21 protein-coding genes are annotated in these 23,282 nt (G+C 40.4%); 11 read left to right on the forward strand and 10 right to left on the reverse strand.

The annotated features are described in order from the left end of the window. Positions 1–5: 5 nt before the first annotated feature. The 3 genes from AA980_RS03935 (at position 6) to AA980_RS03945 (ending at position 2,529) form a co-directional block, all read left to right on the forward strand. Complete coding sequence (locus AA980_RS03935; RefSeq protein ID WP_024030934.1) at positions 6–920, forward strand: ABC transporter ATP-binding protein; 915 nt, start codon at positions 6–8, stop codon at positions 918–920. Continuing rightward, positions 913–1,893: an ABC transporter permease gene (locus tag AA980_RS03940; RefSeq protein WP_024030933.1), complete on the forward strand. Its 981-nt coding sequence runs from the start codon at positions 913–915 to the stop codon at positions 1,891–1,893. Before AA980_RS03935 ends, AA980_RS03940 begins: the two co-directional genes overlap by 8 nt. Before the next feature lie 267 nt (positions 1,894–2,160). Further along, positions 2,161–2,529: a VOC family protein gene (locus AA980_RS03945; RefSeq protein WP_024030723.1), complete on the forward strand. Its 369-nt coding sequence runs from the start codon at positions 2,161–2,163 to the stop codon at positions 2,527–2,529. A 144-nt stretch (positions 2,530–2,673) separates the two neighbouring features. Here AA980_RS03945 and AA980_RS03950 read toward each other — a convergent pair whose 3' ends face one another. Next, complete coding sequence (locus AA980_RS03950; protein ID WP_047771256.1) at positions 2,674–3,900, reverse strand: NAD(P)/FAD-dependent oxidoreductase; 1,227 nt, start codon at positions 3,898–3,900, stop codon at positions 2,674–2,676. Positions 3,901–4,180: 280 nt separating this feature from the next. Here AA980_RS03950 and AA980_RS25635 point away from each other — a divergent pair, with 280 nt between their 5' ends. Continuing rightward, complete coding sequence (locus AA980_RS25635; RefSeq protein ID WP_156351211.1) at positions 4,181–4,753, forward strand: hypothetical protein; 573 nt, start codon at positions 4,181–4,183, stop codon at positions 4,751–4,753. Between the two features lie 1,037 nt (positions 4,754–5,790). Here AA980_RS25635 and AA980_RS03960 read toward each other — a convergent pair. The 8 genes from AA980_RS03960 to corA form a co-directional block, all read right to left on the reverse strand. Continuing rightward, the gene (locus AA980_RS03960; protein WP_024026906.1) at positions 5,791–6,006 is read right to left on the reverse strand and encodes a twin-arginine translocase TatA/TatE family subunit; all 216 of its coding nucleotides are present in this window, start codon (positions 6,004–6,006) and stop codon (positions 5,791–5,793) included. Between the two features lie 79 nt (positions 6,007–6,085). After that, the gene (gene dltD, locus AA980_RS03965; protein WP_024026905.1) at positions 6,086–7,282 is read right to left on the reverse strand and encodes a D-alanyl-lipoteichoic acid biosynthesis protein DltD; all 1,197 of its coding nucleotides are present in this window, start codon (positions 7,280–7,282) and stop codon (positions 6,086–6,088) included. After that, entirely contained in the window at positions 7,279–7,515 is a 237-nt protein-coding gene (dltC, locus tag AA980_RS03970) for a D-alanine--poly(phosphoribitol) ligase subunit 2 (RefSeq protein ID WP_024026904.1), read from the reverse strand. The genes dltD and dltC overlap by 4 nt, the downstream gene beginning before the upstream one ends. Before the next feature lie 5 nt (positions 7,516–7,520). Further along, a complete protein-coding gene (gene dltB, locus AA980_RS03975; RefSeq protein ID WP_024026903.1) occupies positions 7,521–8,687 on the reverse strand; it encodes a D-alanyl-lipoteichoic acid biosynthesis protein DltB in 1,167 nt (388 codons plus the stop codon). Continuing rightward, positions 8,684–10,201 carry a D-alanine--poly(phosphoribitol) ligase subunit DltA gene (gene dltA / locus AA980_RS03980; RefSeq protein WP_024026902.1) on the reverse strand — a complete coding sequence of 506 codons (1,518 nt, stop codon included), beginning with the start codon at positions 10,199–10,201 and terminating at the stop codon, positions 8,684–8,686. Before dltA ends, dltB begins: the two co-directional genes overlap by 4 nt. Before the next feature lie 16 nt (positions 10,202–10,217). After that, on the reverse strand, positions 10,218–10,367 hold the full coding sequence (gene dltX, locus AA980_RS03985) for a teichoic acid D-Ala incorporation-associated protein DltX (protein WP_024026901.1): 150 nt from the start codon (positions 10,365–10,367) through the stop codon (positions 10,218–10,220). A 298-nt stretch (positions 10,368–10,665) separates the two neighbouring features. Continuing rightward, on the reverse strand, positions 10,666–11,721 hold the full coding sequence (locus tag AA980_RS03990; protein ID WP_024026900.1) for a M42 family metallopeptidase: 1,056 nt from the start codon (positions 11,719–11,721) through the stop codon (positions 10,666–10,668). A 50-nt stretch (positions 11,722–11,771) separates the two neighbouring features. Next, the gene (corA, locus tag AA980_RS03995; RefSeq protein ID WP_024026899.1) at positions 11,772–12,722 is read right to left on the reverse strand and encodes a magnesium/cobalt transporter CorA; all 951 of its coding nucleotides are present in this window, start codon (positions 12,720–12,722) and stop codon (positions 11,772–11,774) included. Positions 12,723–12,926: 204 nt separating this feature from the next. On the opposite strand from corA, the gene AA980_RS04000 reads away from it, so the two are divergent. From AA980_RS04000 to AA980_RS04010, 3 genes are read left to right on the forward strand one after another with little or no spacing between them, the layout of a single operon-like run. Further along, positions 12,927–14,261 carry a spore germination protein gene (locus tag AA980_RS04000; protein WP_024026898.1) on the forward strand — a complete coding sequence of 445 codons (1,335 nt, stop codon included), beginning with the start codon at positions 12,927–12,929 and terminating at the stop codon, positions 14,259–14,261. A gap of 23 nt (positions 14,262–14,284) precedes the next feature. Then, positions 14,285–15,358, forward strand: a complete 1,074-nt coding sequence (locus AA980_RS04005; protein WP_024026897.1) for a GerAB/ArcD/ProY family transporter — start codon at positions 14,285–14,287, stop codon at positions 15,356–15,358. After that, positions 15,355–16,455 (forward strand): Ger(x)C family spore germination protein, encoded by a 1,101-nt coding sequence (locus tag AA980_RS04010; RefSeq protein WP_024026896.1) that lies wholly within the window; start codon positions 15,355–15,357, stop codon positions 16,453–16,455. The genes AA980_RS04005 and AA980_RS04010 overlap by 4 nt, the downstream gene beginning before the upstream one ends. 223 nt (positions 16,456–16,678) lie before the next feature. On the opposite strand, the gene AA980_RS04015 is transcribed toward AA980_RS04010, so the two are convergent. Then, a complete protein-coding gene (locus AA980_RS04015) occupies positions 16,679–17,863 on the reverse strand; it encodes a TIGR04053 family radical SAM/SPASM domain-containing protein (RefSeq protein ID WP_024030680.1) in 1,185 nt (394 codons plus the stop codon). 286 nt (positions 17,864–18,149) lie between these two features. On the opposite strand from AA980_RS04015, the gene AA980_RS04020 reads away from it, so the two are divergent. The 4 genes from AA980_RS04020 (at position 18,150) to AA980_RS04035 (ending at position 23,270) form a co-directional block, all read left to right on the forward strand. Continuing rightward, complete coding sequence (locus AA980_RS04020; RefSeq protein WP_024030681.1) at positions 18,150–18,770, forward strand: TVP38/TMEM64 family protein; 621 nt, start codon at positions 18,150–18,152, stop codon at positions 18,768–18,770. A 362-nt stretch (positions 18,771–19,132) separates the two neighbouring features. Further along, positions 19,133–19,780, forward strand: coding sequence for a PAQR family membrane homeostasis protein TrhA (gene trhA, locus AA980_RS04025; protein ID WP_024030682.1), 648 nt, complete (start codon positions 19,133–19,135; stop codon positions 19,778–19,780). 328 nt (positions 19,781–20,108) lie between these two features. Next, entirely contained in the window at positions 20,109–22,427 is a 2,319-nt protein-coding gene (locus AA980_RS04030; protein WP_024030683.1) for a xanthine dehydrogenase family protein molybdopterin-binding subunit, read from the forward strand. After that, complete coding sequence (locus tag AA980_RS04035; protein ID WP_024030684.1) at positions 22,428–23,270, forward strand: FAD binding domain-containing protein; 843 nt, start codon at positions 22,428–22,430, stop codon at positions 23,268–23,270. It begins immediately after the preceding gene. Positions 23,271–23,282 lie beyond the last annotated feature (12 nt).

Genomic DNA, 23,282 nt, shown 5'->3' on the forward strand with positions numbered 1-23,282 from the left:
TGGTCATGGAGAAAAATATCACTTTGTCCGTTAAGGACTTAAAAAAAGAAATCGGGAAAAGAGAAATTATCAAGGGATTGACCTTCGATTTGCGCGAAGGAGAAGTATTTGGGTTCCTTGGACCAAATGGAGCCGGAAAAACAACGACTATCCGGATGCTTGTCGGTCTGATTAAACCGACATCAGGAAGTGTCCGGATTTGCGGGTACAATATTGAAGAAAATTTTCAGGAAGCGATGAATAAACTAGGCTGCATCGTTGAAAATCCTGAACTTTATCCGTATCTATCTGGCTATAATAATCTGCTTCATTTTGCGAGGATGATTGAGGGCATTGGGGAAAAGCGGATAAGAGAAGTAACGGAGCTTGTGGGCTTAACAGAAAGAATCCACGATAAGGTGAAGACCTATTCTCTTGGTATGAGACAGCGACTCGGAATTGCCCAAGCACTACTAGGTGAGCCAAAGGTATTGATTCTTGATGAACCGACGAATGGTCTGGATCCTGCCGGAATCCGTGAAATGAGGCAATTTATTCGCTATCTGGCAGAAAAAGAAGGCCTAAGTGTCCTTGTTTCAAGTCATTTATTGAGTGAGATCCAATTACTTTGTGACCGGGTAGCGATTATTTCAAAAGGGGCGATAATTCGGGTCGATACCGTCGAGCACCTGCTTGCAAATCGGGAACGTGTGGCTTGGCGTATTTCTCCCCTAGAAAAGGGAAAACAACTATTAAGTTCTTTAACGACGATTGAAGAAAAAGAAGACGGTACCATCTTAACCGAGTTTAATGAACAGAAGACACCAGAATGGAATAGACAGCTGGTTGAAGCGGGTGTTTCTGTCACTGAAATCAATCGAAAGATGCCGGTGCTTGAAGAGTTGTTCCTCGAACTAACGGGGGGTGACACGATTGAATAAATTGATTCAAAATGAAATGATGAAGCTGATTGCCAAGAAGCGGCTTATAGTGATTGCGATTATTATCGGCGTGCTCGTTATGTTATTTACATATGCCCAATATAAACAAGTTCAAACACAACGCGAAAAATTAGGCACAAGTGATTGGCGCACCATTTTACAACAGCAGATAATCGATACGACGAACCGCTTGAGCAGCAGTCGAATGCAGGACGAATGGAAGAAGCAGCTGCAAATATCCCTGAAGCAGCAGCAATATTATCTTGACCATGATATCAATCCGGCAGAGCCAGGTGCCCCAACGTTCATGAGAATCTTTTTGGAAAACTCAATCGATTTATTTCTTCCATTAATGGTCATGGTCATTGCCAGCGACTTGGTTTCCTCGGAGCATAGTTTAGGTTCAATTAAGCTATTGCTGACGAGGCCTGTCAAGAGGTGGAAGGTGCTATTGAGTAAATATATTACCCTTTGTTTAGCGATTTCACTGATCATTGCGATGGCTGGAATCCTTTCTTATTTAATATCCGGGTCGGTATTTGGCTATAAGGGCTGGGGGGCACCAATCTTAACCGGGTTTAATGTGACGGAAACGGGGTTAAATACCTCTGAAGTGAAACTACTTAGCCTGTGGAAGTTTTTATTGATGGATTTCGGACTTGTTTGGTTTGTCTCGATTGTCGTGGGGACATTATCGTTTATGCTGTCTGTTTTGATTCGCAGTACAGCGGCAGGAATGGGTGTAATGCTCGCGGCACTCATTTCAGGAGCCATCCTAACGAATATGGTATCTTCATGGGAAACGGCAAAATACCTTTTTATGGTCAATCTGCGGTTAACTGACTATATGAAAGGAACGGCGCCGCCGATTGAAGGAATGAATCTCTCCTTCTCCATTATGGTCCTATTCGTTTGGTGGGCTGCCGCAGTATTTGTTTCATTTTTTGTCTTTACTAAAAAAGATGTCTATTAATAAGAAAAGCGCAAGCGCCCTGTTCAGCGGCGTATGGCCTGGAGCGCTCCAACTGAGATAAAGGAAACACGGTGAGCTTCGCTGCCCGATGNTAGCCGCTAGTGGAGCTGGACAATTCTCAAAGTCGAAATTTATACATTCTTATTTCTATGAAAGCTATTTCCGTTTAGTCGGAATAGCTTTTTTAATTGGTCTGATTTGATGGAAAATTAGATTTTTTGTAAAATAATAAAGGAAGGTAAGAATGGAATAAATGGGGGAATCATGATGTCGTTTGTAATTAAAAAAATCGATCATGTCCAGCTTGCTGCACCGAAGGGCTGTGAAATGGCGGCGAGAGAATTTTTTGGAGAAATCCTCGGATTAACTGAAGTTGAAAAGCCAGAGGAATTAAAGAAACGCGGCGGGGTTTGGTTTGAATTTGGAGCATTTCAAATCCATATTGGAGTGGAAGAACCATTTACACCGGCTAAGAAAGCTCACCCAGCATTTGTTGTAGAAAACATTGAAGAGTTAAAAAAGCGCCTTCAGGAGAAGGCTGTTGCATTTACGGAAGACGATAATCTCCCGGGAGCGAGCAGAATTCATGTTCATGACCCATTTGGGAATCGTCTTGAGTTTTTAGAGTGGATTTAATAGTTCAGCCCCATTTCAGATAATTGAAATGGGGCTGTCAGCCTTAAATTGGGGGATTGAAGGCTGATGTCATTTATCTAATCAATTGGCAAGCAGGGGAGGGAACCCTGCTGCCAGGGAAAATAAGCATGTTAATTAGTTCTATTACTGTTTTGCCGTTACCTTTACAGGTTCACGACTGACGCCAAAGTGCTGCTTAATGATTAGGGCCGGGCCGCCAAGGTTAAATAAATAGCGGGCTTCAATCACCTGTTTCATAAATGCTCCAAATAAACCGGATAAGCGGAAGTTACCTACTTTACCAACGGCAGCCATCAGTCCAAGTGAAGCGACTGAGCCTTTATGGTGATATTCAAACGGTTTTAATGTTTCTCCCCGCAATGTGGCGACAATGTTTTTCGCACATACAGGTGCTTGTTGCAATGCTACTTGAGCGGTTGGCGGTAATGCATTTTTCTCATCCTTCATGAATAAGGAGCAGTCACCGATACTAAAGACGTTTTTCATGTTTTTTACGCGAAGGCAAGCGTCTACTGGTATTTTTCCTTTTTCAATCGGTAGTCCCCAATTTTGAACGATGGTATTTCCTTTTACACCGCAAGACCAAATTAACGTCCGAGTTGGGATATCGATGTTATTTTCAAGACGAATTTTTTCAGGCGTGCATTCCAGCATTTTCCGTCCTGTTATTAACTCAATATTGCGTTTTTCTAACACCAATGTTGTATATAGGATCGATTGCTTAGGGAAAAACGGTATAACAGATGGTGCAGCCTCAACAGCGACAATCCGGATCTTTTCAAATGGAATATCATGCTGCTTACACAGTTTAGGTAGACCGTCTGCTAATTCCCCAAGCATCTCAATTCCAGTAAAGCCGCCGCCAGCGACAACAAAGGTTAATCGAGAAGGGTCGTGATCTTCTTTATAAAGATTAAATTGTTTAATGATATGATGGTAAATCGCTTTTGAACTTCTAAAACTGCGAATTTCAAAGGCATTTTCTTTCACACCAGGAACCCCAAATGTATCCACTTCAAATCCCAGTGCGATTAATAAATAATCATATGGAACTGTATTCCCGTCTTCGAGGTGGACCTCTTGTTTCTTAATATCAACTGTAGACACAGCTGCTTTAAGAAAATGTGTTTTGCTAGAATTGATTAGCTCGGGAATTGAGAGAGCAATTTGCCGGTCTGCAGCTGTTCCTGCTCCAGTTTTAATAAGCTGTGTTGTCAGGTAATGATAATCATGTTTATTAATTAAGGTAACATCTGCTTCGCCTGATTTTAATAATTTTTCTAGGCTTTTACTTGTGATGAGTCCGCCATATCCTGCTCCTAGGATTACGATTTTTGGTCTTGTCATCATTCTCCACTCCTTACACCCATTAATAGATTTTTTTCTCTTTTTAATTGTGAAATATTTCACAATTAACTTTAAAAAAATAAGCAAATGTTCTTATATGTATTGTGAAATATTTCACATATCCTCTATATGCTTAGAATACAATATTTTTAATGATTTCTCAAGAGTATTATCACTAAATTTATGTCAAATTGGTAAATTTTTTTCAACAAATTGGGAATGCTAAATCCGTGCCGGAAAAAACTGGTTATATTTTTTAAATATGGAAGTACGAAAGGAGAAAATGATGAAACTGAAAATGTTATGTTTGACCTTAGGGTTAGTATTAACTATTCCGAGTTTCGCTGCGGCAAACGGTAAGGTGCCTGACACCAAGGGGGAACAACGGGAAGATTCACCATGTGATTGCCAAGAAGGGAAGGAGCATCATCACCATATGATGCACCGGGATTGGCATGCCCATATGGCGGAAAAAGAGCAGAAGCTGCTTACATGGGTGGACAAATATACACCGGATAAGAAGAGTGAATGGACAAAAGTTCTTGCGGAAAAGAAGACTCTTCGGAACGAATGGTTGAGCCCAGAAAATGCCGAAAAGCGGGAACGGTGGAAAAAAGAGAAGATGGCCAAAATGGAAGAGCTTAAAAAGCAATTCGATGAAGGCAAGTTAACGAAAGAGGAATTTATCAAAAAGGCACATGGAGAAAAACATTTGGGACATTGGAAAACGTTCCATGAATTAAGACTTGCAGTAGAGAAAAAGGATGATAAGAAAGCAGCAGTCCTTCTCAATCAACTACTTGATCAAGCCAAACAGCATAACCTTAAGATAAAGGAAATGTTGAAAAGGGAATAAATACAACTAAAAAAATCCCAGATTGTCGAGAAAGTATATATTTCTCGGCAATTTTTTATTAATTGATGATCCCTGCAAATCGGCCTGTTGATTTCCACTCCTGGCACTCGCTTTCCGCGGGGAGGTCCGGGAGCCTCCTCGGCGCTTTGGCGCCTGCGGGGTCTCCCGTGACCTCTCAATCCCGCAGGAGTCGAGTGCCCTCCGCTCCAATCAACAGGGATCCATATCAACTTAAAGTTTTGCAACACACTTATAACCTTGCTATGTGAGTTGCAATATGCACGGTGTTAGCAAGTTTAATTTGTAGTATTGTCTGGATTATTTTACAACTTTTTGCTGCCTTGGGGTATGTTGCTTTTTTCTCGGTATCTACTCTTGAAATGCAATAATATCTGTGGATAAATAATAACAACTAAAAAAAGAGCGCATTTTGTGCTCTTTTTTAGCTGTTATTATTGGTAATTATTTTGTGATTAATGTTTCAGAATTCGTGTGATTTTTAATGCAACTTTTGCACGTGAAGGAAACCCGTTAGGATCAGATTTTCGGCCGTTATCCTCACTATATTAAGGGTGATCTTTTTAAAGAAGAAATAAAAACTCAATATTTTTGTCAATTTAACAAAGAAGCTGAACAATTGGAACCAATTCATCAATAGACACAAATTCAAATTCATTTTGGGTAGACTCTCTTGGTTAAAGCATTTATTTCACCATTTTTTATTTATTGAATGTGTGTAGGATCTTTATTGTTTAACTCTGTTGATTGGAGCGGAAGGCGGCGAAGACTCCTGCGGGAGTACGGGGCAGGGGAGACCCCGCAGGCGCTTTAGCGCCGAGGAGGCTCCCCGGCACGCCCGCGGAAAGCGAAGCCGCCTGGAGCGGAGATCAACAGACAATTTGCATAGACCCAATAAAAGTATTATAACAAAATTAACGGGGTAAACTTTTAAAGTAATTGGATAAAATAAAAGGCTGACGAGGGTTTCTCGACAGCCTGATCCTCTGATACTATAACAGAGGATTTTTAATAATAGGTTACTTTTTTAAGTTGATATCTTCTTGTTTCGCTTCTTTGATATCTGCTTTTAATTCTTCCTTAATATCTTCCGCAATCCCATCGGTGGCTTTTTTAAATTCACGGATTGATTTGCCAAAGGCACGTCCAATCTCAGGTAATTTATTCGGTCCAAAGATCACTAAAGCAACAGTTAGAATCAGAATTAATCCTGGAACACCAATATTTGAAAACATTTCTTCATCTCCCGGCGCTGGGTATTTTGATCAAGAACATTATAACTCTAAATAGACGTGTTTTCTAGTAATATCCCATCTATTGATTCAGCTTTGTTGATATTTCCTTACCTTCGTAAAATTCTTTTATTGCTTTATCTGTATAAACCCAGCCTTTCCAGCCAATATGAATCGTATCCTTCATGAAATAAGGATCATATTCATGGTCGGAGAAATCGGCAATTTGAAAGCCTTCTGACTCAATTTGTTTCTTAATCCGTTCGTAATACGAGGTGCGGCCTTCCTTTGGAAAACCTGTATAGTCGTACCAATTTCCGTTTACCGGAACAGAAATAAACAAAGGCTGTGCCCCAGATTCCTTTAGAAGATCGAGTACGAGTTGAAAGTCATCATATTCAGGGGACTTCCCATAGGAAGCCTTACCTTTCTTATCTTTTAAAGAAGGGACCATTTTTTTTATTTTGTCATATTGGTAGTCACTTACATAGAATGGGTTGTTTGTTGATTTTCTTTTCCCAACCTGTTCGGCCTGAACTGCTAATTGTTCCCATGACATATTATTTACCTTCGAGCTAATTTCACGATTCCGGGAAGTTCCGCCTGCCAAGGTGTAATAGAGATCCTTTTTCACCATTAAATCACGGTAGGCACTGGCGAAGGGACGAACGATAGCTGCCCCTCGTTTGGTCCAAGGGTCATTCGTTATCTCCGCTTTAAACATAATTGATAACATCGGATCGTTTTTGATTGGTGAGAAAGTTAATAGACGTTGAATCGCCATTTTCTTTACAGTCGGATTGACTTTTTTATTAAAAGCAAGATCGTATCCTTGAAGGGAAGAATAATTGGGCGCAAAGTGTGATTCGTCTGTCCCATTTGGCTGAAACCACTGCGGTGACAAAACGAACACGATTTTCTTTCCTTTAAGCTGATCGGTATGCTCCGAAAAATTCAAAAAATGAATTAAGGATTCAGTCCCGCCGCGGCCAACGAGAAATGGTGTAAAATCTTCTCCTGTTTCTTTGAAATAATTGACCGGATGGAACCGGTCAAGCCGTGCAAGCTCAGAGGAACCATAGATTGGCAAAAAATGTTTATCCTCGAGCATTTTTTGTTGGACATACTTTCCTTGAAACATAAATGGATTTAATTCTGTTGATGCTTGATCAATTCTATTTTCGGGAATCATGCCTTCAATCCATTTATTCGGCAGCAAAACCAAGATTACCAGCACAAGAAATGCCAGCATCATTGGTGTGAATAAAGCTTTTTTCATTTCATATCAGCCAGCTGAATGGCGATGTTGTTTGGTGTATTCCAAACATCGCGATCGAACTCGGTAATTGGTACGAGAATGCCAAAGCGTTCTTCGACCTGTACAAGCAATTCAACTGTTCCAAAAGAATCTAATAAACCGGCATCAAATAAATCGATATCTGGATTTTCCTTTACAACATCGTCTTGACAAATTTCCGCTAATAATGAAATAACCTCATTTTTGAAATCCATAGTGATCAAACCCCTTTATGAAATAATTGTCCTGAGAAAATATAAAAACCAAAGCAAATAACATGGAAGGTAATAATAATCGCCACAATATGGGTGACTTTGTTTTGCGGCCACCATTTGTGCTTCTTATTAAACCGTTCGAACGAATTGTAAGCAACCATTAACAAGGCATGGTATGCTCCATAAATGATATATTGCAGTGCCAATCCATGCCATACCCCCATTAATAAAAACAATAAAATATAGCCAAGATTGGAAAGGAGGTTACGATTTTTAATCCATTTCTTCTTCGTCATCCAAAAGATAAACCGCATATATACATAGTCTCTGAACCAAAAGGAAAGACTCATGTGCCAGCGATTCCAGAAGTCTTTAATATTGCGGCTTAGGAATGGCTTATTAAAGTTTTCCGGGGATTTGACCCCCATAATATAACTAACACCAATTGCAAAAGCACTATATCCCGCAAAATCAAAAAAGAGATATAAGCTATATGAATACATATAGTATAGGTGATTCTGAAATTCGCTATGAGAGATAAACCTTAATTGGCTGATAAAAAAGTGATTAATTGAATAGCCGATAATATATTTATATAAAAAGCCCAAAAAGATTTTATTAAGCCCTTCATAGAGTAAAAGTTTATATTGCTCCGCGCTAATGTCGAGTGCTAATTCTTTCTCAAAGCGGCGGTAACGGTCAATCGGACCAGATGAAATGGTCGGGAAGAACAAAATAAAATAGAGGAGGCGGGGGAGTGGCAGATTAGACTTTATCAGGCCATCCCGTGTCTCCATTATTAATTGTGTCCCCTTAAAGGTCAGATAAGAAATTCCAAGAAAACCAATCAAGTTCATCGTGGAAAAATATGGCATTACCTTTGATAGAATCAAAGGCAGAATTGAGAGAATGACTGCTAAGTAAAAAATAGAATCACGATTGGCTTTTTTTCGATAGGCGAGATAGGACTTAATTAACACTACTTGCCAAATTGTAAATAAGCATAAGGCGATTGCTTGATTAAGTGACGATGAGAATATTACGGCTAAGGCAATAACCGTCACAAATAAATTATAGCTTTGAAATCTTTTTCCCTGTAAACCAAGTATAATGGTTGGTGCTAATAGAACAGCAAGGATGAAAAAGAAAGTAAAAGAACCATATGGTGTCATTGTAATACCATTTCCCTAAATTTTTTTCGATCCATCTTTCCGTTAGGTGTCATCGGAAGATCTTCATAGTAAGAGAACTTTCTTGGAATCATATAAGCAGGGATTACCTCAGCAAGTTCTTTTTTTATTGCACTCGTTAATTGATAGTCTTTTTCGAAATCATGGCTGGCAGGGATAATCGCTGCCAATAAATACTCGATTTTATCATTTTGATAGATTGGGACTACCGCTGCTGATTTCACATATTTTGAATTGGCAATATGATATTCAATCTCCTCTAATTCCATGCGGTAGCCGTGAAGTTTAATTTGAAAATCGATCCGGCCTTTATACATAATGAGCCCTTCCTGATTTTCATAGGCTGCATCGCCTGTGCGATAGGCCTGTTCCCCTTCAAATTTAAAAAAGGACTTTTCAGTCAGCTCCTGCTCACCTAAATAGCCTTTGCTTACACTAGGACCGACAATGATCATTTCGCCTTTTTCTCCCTGCTGGACTTGAGCGCCATTTTCGTCAAGAAATACGATCCGTGTATCTGCTTTTGGCTTACCGATCGGGAGATTCTGATATTGGTCCAGCATCTCAGCGGTAACCTCAATCGACGTGACGGCGACTGTCGCTTCCGTTGGACCATAGGTGTTAAATATTTTTGCATTAGGGAATCGCTCTAACAGCTGCCGGCAAATCTCACCAGGGAGAATTTCCCCGCAAAATAAAAATACTCTTAGTTCAGGAAGCAGTTCTTGTGTAAATGATGGATCCATTAAACACATCTGAACAAAAGAAGGAGTTGAAGTCCAGACCTGTGTTTCAGATGTTTTCAATGCTTGAAATAACAGTTTTGGTCTTGCAATCATTTCTTTTGTAATCGCAAAAATAGTTCCCCCGCTGGCAAGCGCCGGATAAATATCCATCACGGACAAATCAAAAGAATAGGGTGCTTGATTTAAAAAGCGAAGCTGGCCATTGATTGGAAAGTCTTCAACCATCCAATCGACAAAGCTTTGCAAATTATTAGCGGAAATTTGCACTCCCTTAGGATTACCCGTACTTCCAGATGTATAAATAATATAGAAATTTTCTTCGCCTGCGACCCACCCTTTGGGGTCAATTGGCACTATAGAAGCATCTTCTGAGATGATTTTATCGTAATCGACAACTGTGTTCGAAAAAGCGTCAAGCTCCATCACTTGCCCTGAAACATTGATGACCAATTCTGTTTGGGCACTATTAATGATATGGATAACCCGTTCCATTGGAATCGAAGTATCAACAGGTATATATGAATGCCCAGCTTTTACACTGCCTAGGAAGGCAGTGATCATCGATGGTTCCATATGACCGTAAACTAAAATAGGTGTATGTTTTTTAATATTTTGTTGTAACAAAAATGCAGCCACTTGTTCAGATTGCCGCCAAAGTTCGCTATAGGTGATTTCCGATTCTGGAGAAATATAGGCAATTGTTTCTGGCTGTTTCTGTGCATAATCTCTAATCGTGTTTAACATATTCATAGTTGGCTGCCCCTCCTTAAAAATCGTTGTAAATATAGGAACCTGCACTTGCATCATTAAATCCGTACATAAAGAATAATAAAAGCAGGATCAATAAATAGTAAACAAACCGGCCAAGCCACTTTAGCTTTTGGTTTGTCATAAAGTCTTTAAATCTTTCAAACATGGCGGATTTGCCCCCAAATGTAAATATTATTAACAGGAAAAATTCCTTTATTTGTGAAATGTCAGAGTAGTAGTTCGGAAGAATGGATGTCTTTTCCCATTTCTTTTCCTAATAACTGACTTTATTATCATAATGTGCTTTTTTGTTAGATGCAATAAAAATTTGATTAGAAATTAATTAAAATTACATTATTGTTACATTTTCATTTCAACAATTGAACAAAAAAAGACCGGATTTATTATATTTCCGGTCTTTTCGTATAAAAAATAATTTATGGAAAAAGAGGGATTTTGAACTACTAATTATTAGCAACTAAATTGGATTGTACATAATGATATAAGAGCTTTGCTGTATTTTCAATTGATGATTTGTGTGTCCGTTCAAAGGCATGGGATGAATCAATCCCCGGGCCAATTAAACCGTGGACAATGTCGTGGCCAGAACGAATGGCGGCTGACGCATCAGAACCGTAGAATGGGTAAAGATCCAGTTTATATTCGATCTTATTTTCTTCGGCAAGGCGAACTAAATGTTTACGTAATTCATAGTGGTACGGTCCGCTTGCATCCTTTGCACAAATGGAAACCGTGTATTCATCCGTTGACTGCCCGTCACCCATGGCCCCCATATCGACGGCTAAATATTCCACCGTTTCCGGGCTAATATTCGAGTTTCCTCCATAGCCAATTTCTTCATTGTTCGAAATTAAAATGTGTGTCGTATATGGCAATGTAATTTTTTCCGTTTTAAGCTGTTTGATTAGTTGCAGAAGGATGGCGACACTTGCTTTATCATCCAAGTGACGGGATTTAACGTAGCCGCTCGGAGTCACTTCCACCCTCGGGTCGAACGAAACAAAATCACCTACTTCAATTCCCAGTGCACGAACTTGTTCAGCAGTATGTACTTTTTCATCGATTCGAATTTCGATATTTTCCTGATTGCGTTCTGCTTTGCCTGCATCCTTATATACATGGACCGAGGTTTGGTGCATGAGGATTGTGCCTGTATAAATTTTTCCGCTGCTTGTTTCAATCTGACAGTATTCGCCTTCGATGGAATTGTATTTAAATCCGCCGATCAAATCGATTTTTAATCTGCCGCTTGGTTTAATTTCCTTCACCATTGCCCCAAGTGTATCAACATGTGCAGTCAGCATCCGTTGTCTGCTTGAATCACTACCTTCAATCGTGGCAATTAAACCGCCTTTTCGATTCCTTTTCGTTTCAATAGCAAGTTCGGCAAAGAACTTCTCAACAAAAGTAATGACCTCATTTGTGTTGCCGGACGGGCTTGGAATTGACACTAGATCTGTCAGTAATTTTATTGTTTCTTCTGTATTGATACTAGCCATTTCGTATTCCCCTTTCTAAATTTTCATACTTTCCTATTATACACTTTTCGCTATTTAAACCATCCTTTTTTTATAAACCATAGAGTCATCCCGGCTGCAATTAAAACCATCAGGCCAAGCGCGCCGAAATAGCCATACTTCCAATTTAATTCAGGCATGTTTGTAAAGTTCATTCCATAAACACCGACGATAAAGGTGAGCGGCATGAAGATGGTCGTGATGACCGTCAAGACCTTCATGACATGGTTTGTTTCATTCGAATTAATCGAAATATAGCTGTCGCGTATGTCGGTGGTAAGTTCCCGGCTGGCTTCAATCATTTCCGTTAATTTTAGCAAATGATCATAAATATCAGAGAAATAGGCTCTTTTTTCTATGACACTAGTTAGGCGCTGCGAATTAAGAATCCGGTACAAAAGATCTCTCATAGGGGAAATGGTATGTCTTAACGAGAGAAGATCATGTCTTGTTTCAAATAAATCCTTGAGCAGCGCCTCCATCGATCTTCCTTTTGAATTCTCATCAATTTCATTTAACGTATCATCAATTTGATTAACTAACGGAAAATAATTGTCAACCATTTTATCAAAAACATGATAGAGAACGTGGGAGGGGTCCCATTGCTCTATGTTTGTCGATTGACTAAAACGATTCCAAACATCGTCAATTTCTCCTGATGGTTCATGATGAAAGGTTACGATATAGTTTCGACTGAGAAAGAGGTTAACCTCTTCTCTCGTTATCGTTTTTTGGTTCAATGCTTGGGCCACAAAAAAGTCATAGTCATCATAATAATCAAGCTTTGGTCTTTGGAGATGGTGTATACAATCTTCAATCGCCAAAGGATGGAAGGAGAGTGGACTCCGTAAAAAATCAATTTCTTCTTTATCTGGCTGCTGAAAATCAATCCAGTACCATTTAAAATCCCCAGACACTAACTCAGTTATTTCCAAATCTTTAATTAATTCATTATTTTTTTTGACTGCAATCGTTCTAAACACAATCGTATTCCTTTCAATAAAAAAATATCGAAAACCGCCATTGCTGAGCTAATTAAATCATGCCCCGATAAAAAATTTTTCCTATAGCTATTAAAACATATTATCCTATTCGTGCGTAATTTTTAGCGGATAAATATATTTAGAATAAAATACCAATCATTGTGGAAAATTAGGTTGAAAGTAGTTTGTTAAAGAGGTAGATAAATGGCAATTAATCAAGTCCAATCCATCAAAGACAGTCTCAAAAATAAAATTCGCCCGGCAGAAGATGTTGTATTTAAGGAATTTCATACAAAAGAAAAGTATATTGAAGCTTTATATATAAAAACGATTAGCGACGAAACGATTATTCAAGATAAATTGCTTAAACCTTTTTTTGAAATATCTAGTCCAGATTTATTTTTAGATTATCTTCAATCGAGCCCGTTAGTAATATCATTTGAAAGCGAACAGAAATCCCTTGATGAGGTAATAAAAGGTACGGCGATTCTTTTTTATCAGAATTCCATATTTTTATTTGATAGTAAAGTGGACCGTAATAACTCCGTTTTAGATACAACTGTGGAGACGACGATTCAAGGCCCGCAATCGGGGTTTAGTGAAAGCTTGCCGACAAACCTAGGGCTCATTCGCAAGCGTTACCCGCAAACTTCATTAAATGTCGAGTCAACAACGGTTGGAACCGTTTCAAAGACAGATGTGATGATTATTCATGATGCAATGCGCGCTGACCCGGATACAGTAACTAGAATTAAACAATTTTTAGCTTCCATTGATGTACATATGTTTCAAACCGGCGAGCAGTTGTTAGATATTATTAAAAAAAGCAATAGGGCCCTCGTCCCCGTTATGCTTGTGACGGAAAGACCTGATAGGGTAGCGGTGAATTTAGCAGCCGGGAAAATTATTATCCTCGTCAGCGGCTCGCCGTTTGCGGTTGTTTTGCCAACTGTTATGAAAGATTTTATGTCTTCCATGGAAGATATCTATCAAACCTATTGGGTGACAAAATTCTTACAAATACTCAGGTATATCGGCTTTTTGACCAGCCTTGTTCTCCCAGGGTTATATGTTGCCGTCACCAGCTATAATCCAGAGTTATTCAGGGTTCAATTAGCCTTAAGCATTGCTGGCAGCCGGATGAGTGTTCCATATCCATCATTTATAGAAGTGTTACTAATGTTATTTATGATGGAAATGCTGACGGAAGCAAGTATACGCTTGCCAAAAGCCATCGGACCTACAGCAACGACCGTAGGCGGCTTGATTTTAGGACAGGCGGCAACGGAAGCCGGTCTGGTCAGTAATATTATGATTATCATTACCTCGTCAGTAGCCATTTCTAATTTTGTCATTCCTATTAACGCATTCAGCTTTACGCTAAGGATCATGAAATACTTTGTCTTAGCACTAGGGACGTTATTCGGACTAGTTGGTGTTGTCGTGGGGTTCTTCATGCTGATCGCCTATATGGTTAAACTTGACAGCTTCGGCGAGCCATTTCTTACGTTAATTCAAAGTAAACCAAGTAAAGAATAGGTAACTGTTTGGAGGGGAGGGTATTGAATCGTTATTATTTATATTTGGTTTTATTGAACATGCTCGCTAATGTGATTATTTTTGTGCCAAAAATTTTGATTGAATATCGCTATAAGGGTGCTGTAATGGGTATATTAATCGCCGTTCCGATAGGGATTGTCCTTAATTATTTTTACACCAAGACAATTACCAAGTTCCCGGAACAAGGTTTGCCTGAGATAACTGCCGATTCTAAGCATAGATGGTTGAAAATACTCCACCTTGGCGGCTTTCAAATTATCTGGTTCTCAGCCGGATTAATTACCCTGATTGGCTTTATCGATATTTTAAGCCGATTTGTAAATCCGGAAATGCCAAAGTTATCATTGCTTGCGATTTATTTGGCGGCGATTTTTCTCATCATTCAGCTTCCAACAGATCGGGTCATGTATATTCTAGAAATAGTCTTATTCCTCAATCTCCCATTAATTGGATTTATTATTTTTAAAGCTTTTACAAATGAATTTCTAAGCTGGGACTCAATACTAGAGGTTGGAACGCATATATTTGAAAGACCAAGCCTCAAGTCGATAGCTGCTGCCACCTATTGTTTTTCCGGTTATGCAAACCTAATTATTTTTAATCGCGTCATAAAGGGAAAATTAAAGAATTGGAATTTAATTGTCATCTTTTTTCTTGGCTTGGTAAATTTATTTACTACTTTCCTCATTCCGATTGGTTTTCATGGATCAGATGGAGCACAGCAATATCTTTATCCATGGATATCGACATCAGACTCACTTAGGTTGACATATAGTCCGATCGAACGGGTCATCTTCTTATTTCTAATGTTCTACATGAGCATTACGCTTATTAGTGTCTCGGTTCATTGGCATATTGCTTTCGAATTATTGAAGGGAACGTTTAAAGAAAAAGTGAGCAACAAAAAGAATTGGCTCGTCCTCGCCTCCTTTGCTGGGTGTTCGATTGTCGGAGTTATTTTTCTAAATGCGCTCCTCTTAGATAAACTCACGGTTTATTGGATGATCGTTCGTCTCGGGTTCGAAATCATTCTTGTCGGTTCATTCTTCTTTTGGGCTAGGAGGCGGACTACTTGAAATTATTCGGCAAATGGGGATGGATGGTCATCATTCTTCTCTCAATATTCTTATTAAACGGATGCGGCTTTAAAGACATCGATAAGCGATTTTTTGTTGTCAGTATTGGTGTGGATATTGCGAAGAATAGTCCCAAAAAATACCTTGTCAGTCTAAAGTTTGCTGTTCCAAGTCCATCAAAAGATAATCCGAATGAGTTCGCTATTGTCTCAGAAAGTGCAGACTCCATGTCAGAAGCGGTTAGAATCATCAAGACAAAAGTGGATAAAGAAGTTGATTTCAGTCATGCAAAAGTCATTGTGTTAAGTGAAGATGTCGTCAAAGAAAAGGGAAATGCAGGTATCTATTATTGGTTTTCAAGAAGAAGAGATATTCAGGGGATTGCCTGGACAGCCATTGCAAAACCAAGTGCCCTGGCTGTTTTAAAGGTGAATCCTAAAGGAGAAAGTATGCCGTCAAATGCCTTGCTTCTTTCATTAGGGAAAGAGGGGTCAGAAACACCTTATGTCATCTCGGAATTCATATTTGATATGAAATATAAATTAATCGAAAGGGGCATCGATCCAATCCTGCCAATTATTGAAGCGAAAAAGGATCATTTTGAAATTAATACGGTCGGACTTTTTAATAAAAGCCGTATGATGTTGACACTAAATCCCGAAGAAACCAAAATCCTTAATTTTTTAAGAGGGCGGGAGGAAAAGAGTGCAAGTAAAGTTACGAAAGGAAACACAACGATCGTCATCGACACACACAAAGTTAAAACGAAATATAAAATTCATACACCTAGAGGAAAAGCTCCGTTTATAAAGGTAAATGTTTCGGTAGAGGGCACATTGGAGGAAGCGACCCGACGTGTACCTAACGAAAATTTATCAACCTATGAGAAAGCCACCGAAAAGTCGTTAAATCGGGAAGTAGAAAAGGTACTTGTAAAAATTCAAAAAGCGAATCTCGACCCGATAGGCTTTGGCCTCCGCTACCGTTCCCGTCATTTCAATAATGACGATTGGGAACAATGGAAGCGGATTTATCCTGCTATCACCTTTAAGGTCAAAACAAAAGTTCAAATTGCTGATACGGGGTTAATTGAATAAGAAAAGCGCAAGCGCCCTGTTCGGCGGCGTATGGCCTGGAGCGCTCCAACTGAGATAAAGGAAACACGGTGAGCGGAGCGAACCGATGTTGACTTATCGTAGGGCGGAGAGCGAAGGACATTAGCCGCTAGGGCGCTGGAGCTGGACAATTCTCGAAGTCGAAATAATATAAATTCTTATAATATGAATAAGAGGCATTCCACTTGATGGAATGCCTCTTTTATTACACGGTTGGCGCCGTTTCTTTATTGCGCAGTGCCTGTGGAATATACACGCAGAAAGGTTCACTTTCCAAATAGTCACCTGTTACGGCGTAGGTTCTTGAGCGTGAACCGCCGCAAATTTTGTTATATTCGCAGACACCGCATTTGCCTTTGTAGTTGTCAGGCTGACGCAGTTCTTTAAACACTTTTGCCTCACGATAAATTTCTGCGAGCGGAGTATCGCGAATATTCCCGCCGACAATTGGAAGCAAGCCGCTTGGCATGACATCTCCGATATGCGAAACGAAGGCAAAGCCGTTTCCATCGTTTACCCCTTTAGGAGCACGCTTCAAGCCGTCATGCATTGAGGCAAAATCAGTTGTAATCGTATCTTCGTAATGAATTTCACCTTTATCAATTAAATGGTCACGGGTTTTCTGCTGCAGAACGACTCTGCGGTAATGCTGTGCCGCTGTTGTTTTAATATCGTATGGAGCGGTTTTGCTTAGTTCATATAACCAGCGGAATACCTTTTCATGTTCAGCTGGTGTAATGCAGGCATCTAATTGCCCGCGGCCAGTCGGTACAAGCAGGAAGATGTACCACATGACGGCCCCCAGCTCCCCAACCAATTTCGACATTTCTTCAAGGGAGTCATAATTATAACGGGAAATGACCGTATTAATTTGCAGCGGCATTTCCAATTCATTTAAATATTTTATTTTTTCACGGGTTAACTCGAATGAACCTGGTGTTCCGCGGAAATGGTCATGGATTTCCGGAGTAGGACCGTCGAGGCTGAAGCCCCACCGTGAAAGACCTACTTCTTTTGCTTGTTTCATTTTTTCCTTTGTTACGTTTGCGGTAGCACTCGGTGTCATCGAAACACGCATCCCTTTTTTGATTGCATAATCTGCTAGTTCAAAAAGGTCGTCCCGCATCATGCAATCCCCGCCTGTGAATACAAGCATCGGATTATCCATTTCATAGATTTGATCGATGAGATTGATTCCCTCTTCGTGTGACAGCTCCCGTGGATCTGGAGTCAGCTGTGCATCAGCGCGGCAGTGGACGCACTTTAGCTGACAAGCTCTCGTTACCTCCCAGATGACAATAAATGGGTTAACGTCATAATCAATGCCTCCCATTCCCTTTCCATGAGGGTGTCCCATCGCATGGGGATGGCCTTTTCCAATTCCTTGCATCTTCATCACCAAAATTCATTATTATTTTTAAAACCTTATAAAATGTTTCTATAGGTTTATTATAATTTTGTCAGATTCCAGTGCATGGGAGGTTTGTTACAATATTTCTACATTCTTAGCAAGAATTTTTGAACAAATGGCAGGAATAAATCGATAAAACTACTTTTTGAAAAATCAAAAAAGTGTTTATGAATGATTGTTTTCTCGATATACTTAAATGGGTAATAATAGAGTAGTGAAAATGCTCACGGTTTAATTATTTTAATAATATTTTAGGAGCGTATCGATGTTTAAGAAATTCATGAGTATATCAATTGTGCTTTTAATAATTGCGATTGGTTTTTTTCAAAAGGATGAATTGATTGCTCTAATTAAGCAAGGTGGAAGCTTATCCATTCTTCTTAGCATGCTATTAATGGCGATTTGTGTCTTTTTTCCGATTATCCCGTTCCCCATTTTAGCGGGAATCATCGGTGCTGTTTTTGGTCTGGCACAAGGAGCGGCTATTTCATTAGCGGGAGCTATGATAGGAACGATGGGGTTCTTCTTTTTAAGCCGCTATGGTTTTCGGGATTATGCCCAGGAAAAATTAAAGAAATATCCGAAGGTCCAGGAATACGAGGGGTATTTGAATCGCCATTCCTTTTTGGCGATTTTGACCTGCAGGTTGATTCCGGTTATTCCTGCTCCGGTTGTCAATCTTATTTGCGGTTTAAGTAATGCCAGATGGCTCACTTTTTTCACCGCGTCGACCATCGGGAAGATCCCTAATATTCTTATTTTGTCCTTTGCTGGAGCGTCATTTAGCAGCAACAAAATGTTTTCGTTTGGATTATATGGACTTTACTTGCTCATCATTTTCTTGATTAACTTAGTTATTGTGTATCGAAGGGCGCGAAAAAATTAGGTTGACTAAAATAAACACATTTTGTTTATGGGCACACTCTGCTCCTTTTTTTGCGCAAAAAAATTACCCGGCAGCTTGTACCGGGCATTCACACTAATCTATATTAAGGGGGGCGGAGGTTAAAGGTTCATCTGTGAACCTATTTCTATCTTAACGAAGAAATATGAACAAACTATGAAAGAAAGATTAATAGTTTAAGAAAGGTGACTAATATAAAAAACGAATTAGTCCTTTTTTATGGATATGATAAATGTCCATTGCTTCCAATTTATCACCGTGTTATTTTCATGAATATCATTTAAATTGATTTGGAAGTCTATCTTTTAGGTAGATTCTTGTAACATTTGAAAGGGGAATTATCAGTGGCTGCGACACACACATTTTCAAAGCATGAGGAAATGGCTAATTCGATTACCCATGGAATTGGGGCATTACTGAGCATTTCTGCCTTAGTTATCTTAATTGTTTATTCATCTCTATACGGGAACGTCTGGCATGTGGTTAGCTTCACGATTTTTGGGGGAACGATGTTTATTCTGTATATGTCGTCAACTTTGCTTCATAGCTTCCCAGAAGGCAGGGCGAAAGATGTTTTTGAAATTTTGGATCACTCGTCCATTTATTTTTTTATTGCAGGAACCTATACACCGTTTTTATTAATAGTGATTAAAGGGACAATGGGCTGGACATTATTTGGCATCGTTTGGGGCATTGCAATCGCCGGTACTGTTTTTAAATGCTTTTTTGTCAAAAAGTATCTTGTTACCTCAACGGCGCTCTATGTCGTCATGGGCTGGTTAATTGTTTTCGCCTGGAAACCGTTAGTAAAAAATCTTTCTTCTGATGGGATGATGTATTTAGTGATAGGCGGCGCCCTCTATACGCTCGGAGCCATTTTCTATGTTTGGCGGGGCTTTAAGTACCATCACGCAGTCTGGCACTTGTTTGTGATTGGCGGCAGTGCGGCACATTTCTTTTGTGTGTTATTTTATGTTTTGCCGATTAAATGAATAAAACAGCACTCAAACGTTGAAGAGTTTGGGAGTGAACACCTATTAAGGATAGTATTCGCATTTTTATCCTGAGTTTTGTCCTTCATAAAGCCGATGAAGGACTTTTCGGTGTGGAAAAGAGGAAGTTTAGTCCTTCATAAAGCTGGGATGGAAATGATTAACGAGTTTTAGCCTTCCTTTATTTAACAAATATTCCCTTTCGCGTGGGAATATTATCCTTTCTCCGACAGGTCCACTAAAGATAAATTAAGCATTCTAGGAATAGCTTACCTCTTAATATAAATAAGGTAGGAATGTATGTGTCTGAAGTGTGGGAGGGTTGAACATGGAGGTAATTGGGAAGAGTGTCATTCGCAAAGAAGCGGTTGATAAGGTAACCGGCCGTGCGAAATACACGCATGATTATCAAAAAATACCCCTGCTGTCAGGGAAAATGGTCATTAGTCCGTATGGTCATGCGAAAATAGTGAATATTGACACGTCTGAAGCTTGGAAAGTACCTGGAGTTAGGGCGATTCTTGCTGGAAAACAGTATCCGTTAACCGGGGAGGCAATTCGTGACCGACCGCCGATTGCGGTTGACAAGGTCCGGTATCATGGCGAACCTGTTGCTCTTGTTGTCGCCGATACCCCTGCACAGGCAAAAACAGCTGCTGACCTTATTAAGGTGCAATATGAATTGCTGCCGGTAGTAAATTCACCTACGCAAGCATTTCAAAAGGATGCACCGCTCGTCCACGAGCGTTTAGGTGAATATAAAAAAGAGGCAGATTCCCATCCGGTGCCTGACACCAATATTGCGACGCTGATTAAAATCCGCAAGGGGAATATTGAAAAAGGCTGGGCGGAAAGTGATACGGTTGTGGAGGCGAGTTTTTCCTTTGCTCCTTCCGACCATGTGGCATTGGAAACGCGTTGTGCGACGGCGGAGATATTGCCAGATGGAAACATCATCATCATGACCTCATCGCAGGCACCATTTATGGTCAAAAGATTAATCGCCGATTACTTCGGTGAGGATATGGGGAAAATTATCGTTCGTACCCCGCTAGTTGGCGGTGCCTATGGCGGCAAAGCTCCCGTTCAGCTTGAAGTGCTCGCCTATTTGGCATCGAAGGAAGTCGGCGGGAAACCAGTGAAAATATTAAACACAAGAGAAGAAGATATTTTAACCTCACCATGTCACATTGGCTTGGATGCAACGGTTAAATTTGGAGCAAATCGGAGCGGGAAAATCACGGTGGCTGAAATCCTATATTTGTGGGATGGCGGCGCTTACTCTGATAAAGCAATTGATTTAACGAGATCGGGTGCGACAGATTGCACCGGGCCTTATAATATTGAAAATCTCTGGTGCAATTCTTACTGCATGTATACGAATCATCCGTATGCCGCACCATTTAGGGGTTTTAGCCATTCCGAGCTTTCCTTTGCGATTGAACGGACGATGGACTTGCTTGCGCAAAAATTAAACATCGACCCGCTTGAACTCAGGTATATCAATGCCATTATGCCTGGAAATACAACACCAACAAGGGTTAGGCTGAATAAAAGTAATGTCGGAAACTTGCAAAAATGTATTGAAAAAGTCAGGGGATTAATCAAGTGGGATGAAGGGCCAGTAACTGTATTGAACGACCGCTTTATACGGGTAAAGGGGGTCAGCTGCAGCTGGAAGACATCGACGATTGATACGGATGCCCCATCTGGTGTGATTTTAACATTTAATCGTGATGGAAGTATTAATTTAATGTCTGGCGTTGTTGAAATTGGTACTGGAACGAAAACAATCTTAGCGCAAATTCTTGCCGAACGGCTGAAAATGGATGTGAATAAAATTCATGTCCGCATGGAAGTGGATACACAGACAACACCCGAGCATTGGAAAACGGTTGCAAGCCGGGGAACGTTTATGGGTGGCAGAGCTGTTTTAAAGGCCGCAGAGGATGTCATTCATCAATTGAAAGAACTGGCCGCCTGTGTATTAAGATCCCCGAAGGAAGATCTCGAAATTGCGAACAGCAGGGTGTTTTTAAGGGACGATCCTGCCATCGGGCTCCATTTTAAAGAGATTGGCTACGGCTATAAATATCCCAATGGGAATACAGTCGGAGGACAAATCATCGGCAGGGGGAGTTATATTTTACGCCATCTTACACCTTTGGACCCGGAGACTGGTGCAGGAAAACCTGGTCCGGAATGGACCGTGGCCGCTTATGGAGTTGAAATTGAATTTGATAAAAGGGATTTCACGTACCGGCTGGTGAAGGCAGCCACAGTTGTTGATATTGGCAGAGTGATGAATGAAAAAGCTGCTATAGGCCAGGTCATGGGTGCGATGAGCATGGGATTGGCATTTGCAGGGCGGGAAACGTTTTATTTTGATGAGCTGGGCAGGGTCTTGAATCCCCAGCTTCGGACGTACCGGCCCTTACGATATGGGGAAAACCCTGAATACCTGGTCGGGTTTGTAGAAACCCCACAGATTGACGGACCGTACGGGGCTCGTGGTGTCGGGGAGCACGGCTTAATGGGGATGCCTGGGGCGCTAGGGAATGCGTTGTCAACTGCAGCTGGTGTTTCGCTTCATAATCTGCCGCTGATTCCAGAATTGATTTGGAAAGCAAAGGAGGCAAACAAGTAAATGCTTCCGTTTGATTTTGATTATTATAAGCCGGAAACGCTGCAAGAGGCAGTCGAACTCTATCAATATTTAGATCAACAGGGCAAACAGCCAATGGTTTTTTCCGGTGGGACGGAATTAATTACCCTTGGCAGGATAGATTTAGCTTATACCGAGGCAGTTATTGATATAAAGTGGATTGCTGAATGCAAAGTGATGCAGGTAAGCGGGGATCACTTACTGTTAGGGAGCACGCTTACCCTCACTCAAATCGAAGAAGCAAATCTATTTCCGTTATTAACAAAAACAGCAAGCGAAGTAGCTGACCATTCTGCTCGTGGAAAAATTACCTTGGGCGGTAATATATGTGCCCGTATTTTTTACCGTGAAGCTGTTCTGCCGTTTTTACTCGCAGATAGCCAAGTGGTTATCGCCGGACCAGATGGGGGAAAAGTGGCAGCAATCCATGATGTTTTTCATGAGGAGCTGAAGCTTAAGAGAGGGGAATTTCTCGTTCAAACAGCGACAGAAAGCCGGTTTATCAGGGCGCCGTTTTTTAGCGTCAAACGGCGCCAGCAATGGGAGACCGGCTATCCGTTAATTACAGTTGCCGCGTTAAAAATAGATCAAGAATTGCGTGTGGCTATTAGTGGATTATGTCCGTTCCCATTTCGTTCCAAGGAAATCGAGGCCGCCATAAACAAAAGCGGTCAATCGGCCACGGTAAGGGTAGACGGGGCACTGGCGGTGCTGCCAAAGCCTATCCTCAATGATGTCGAAGGGTCGGCGGAATACCGGTTGTTCGTCTTAAGGAATTTGTTAATAGATGTATTGGCAGCCTTGGATGGTGCGAGGTTTAGGTAGTTTGGGAAAGGG

It is taken from the genome of Neobacillus vireti (genome assembly GCF_001026695.1).
Taxonomy (GTDB): domain Bacteria; phylum Bacillota; class Bacilli; order Bacillales; family Cytobacillaceae; genus Neobacillus; species Neobacillus vireti.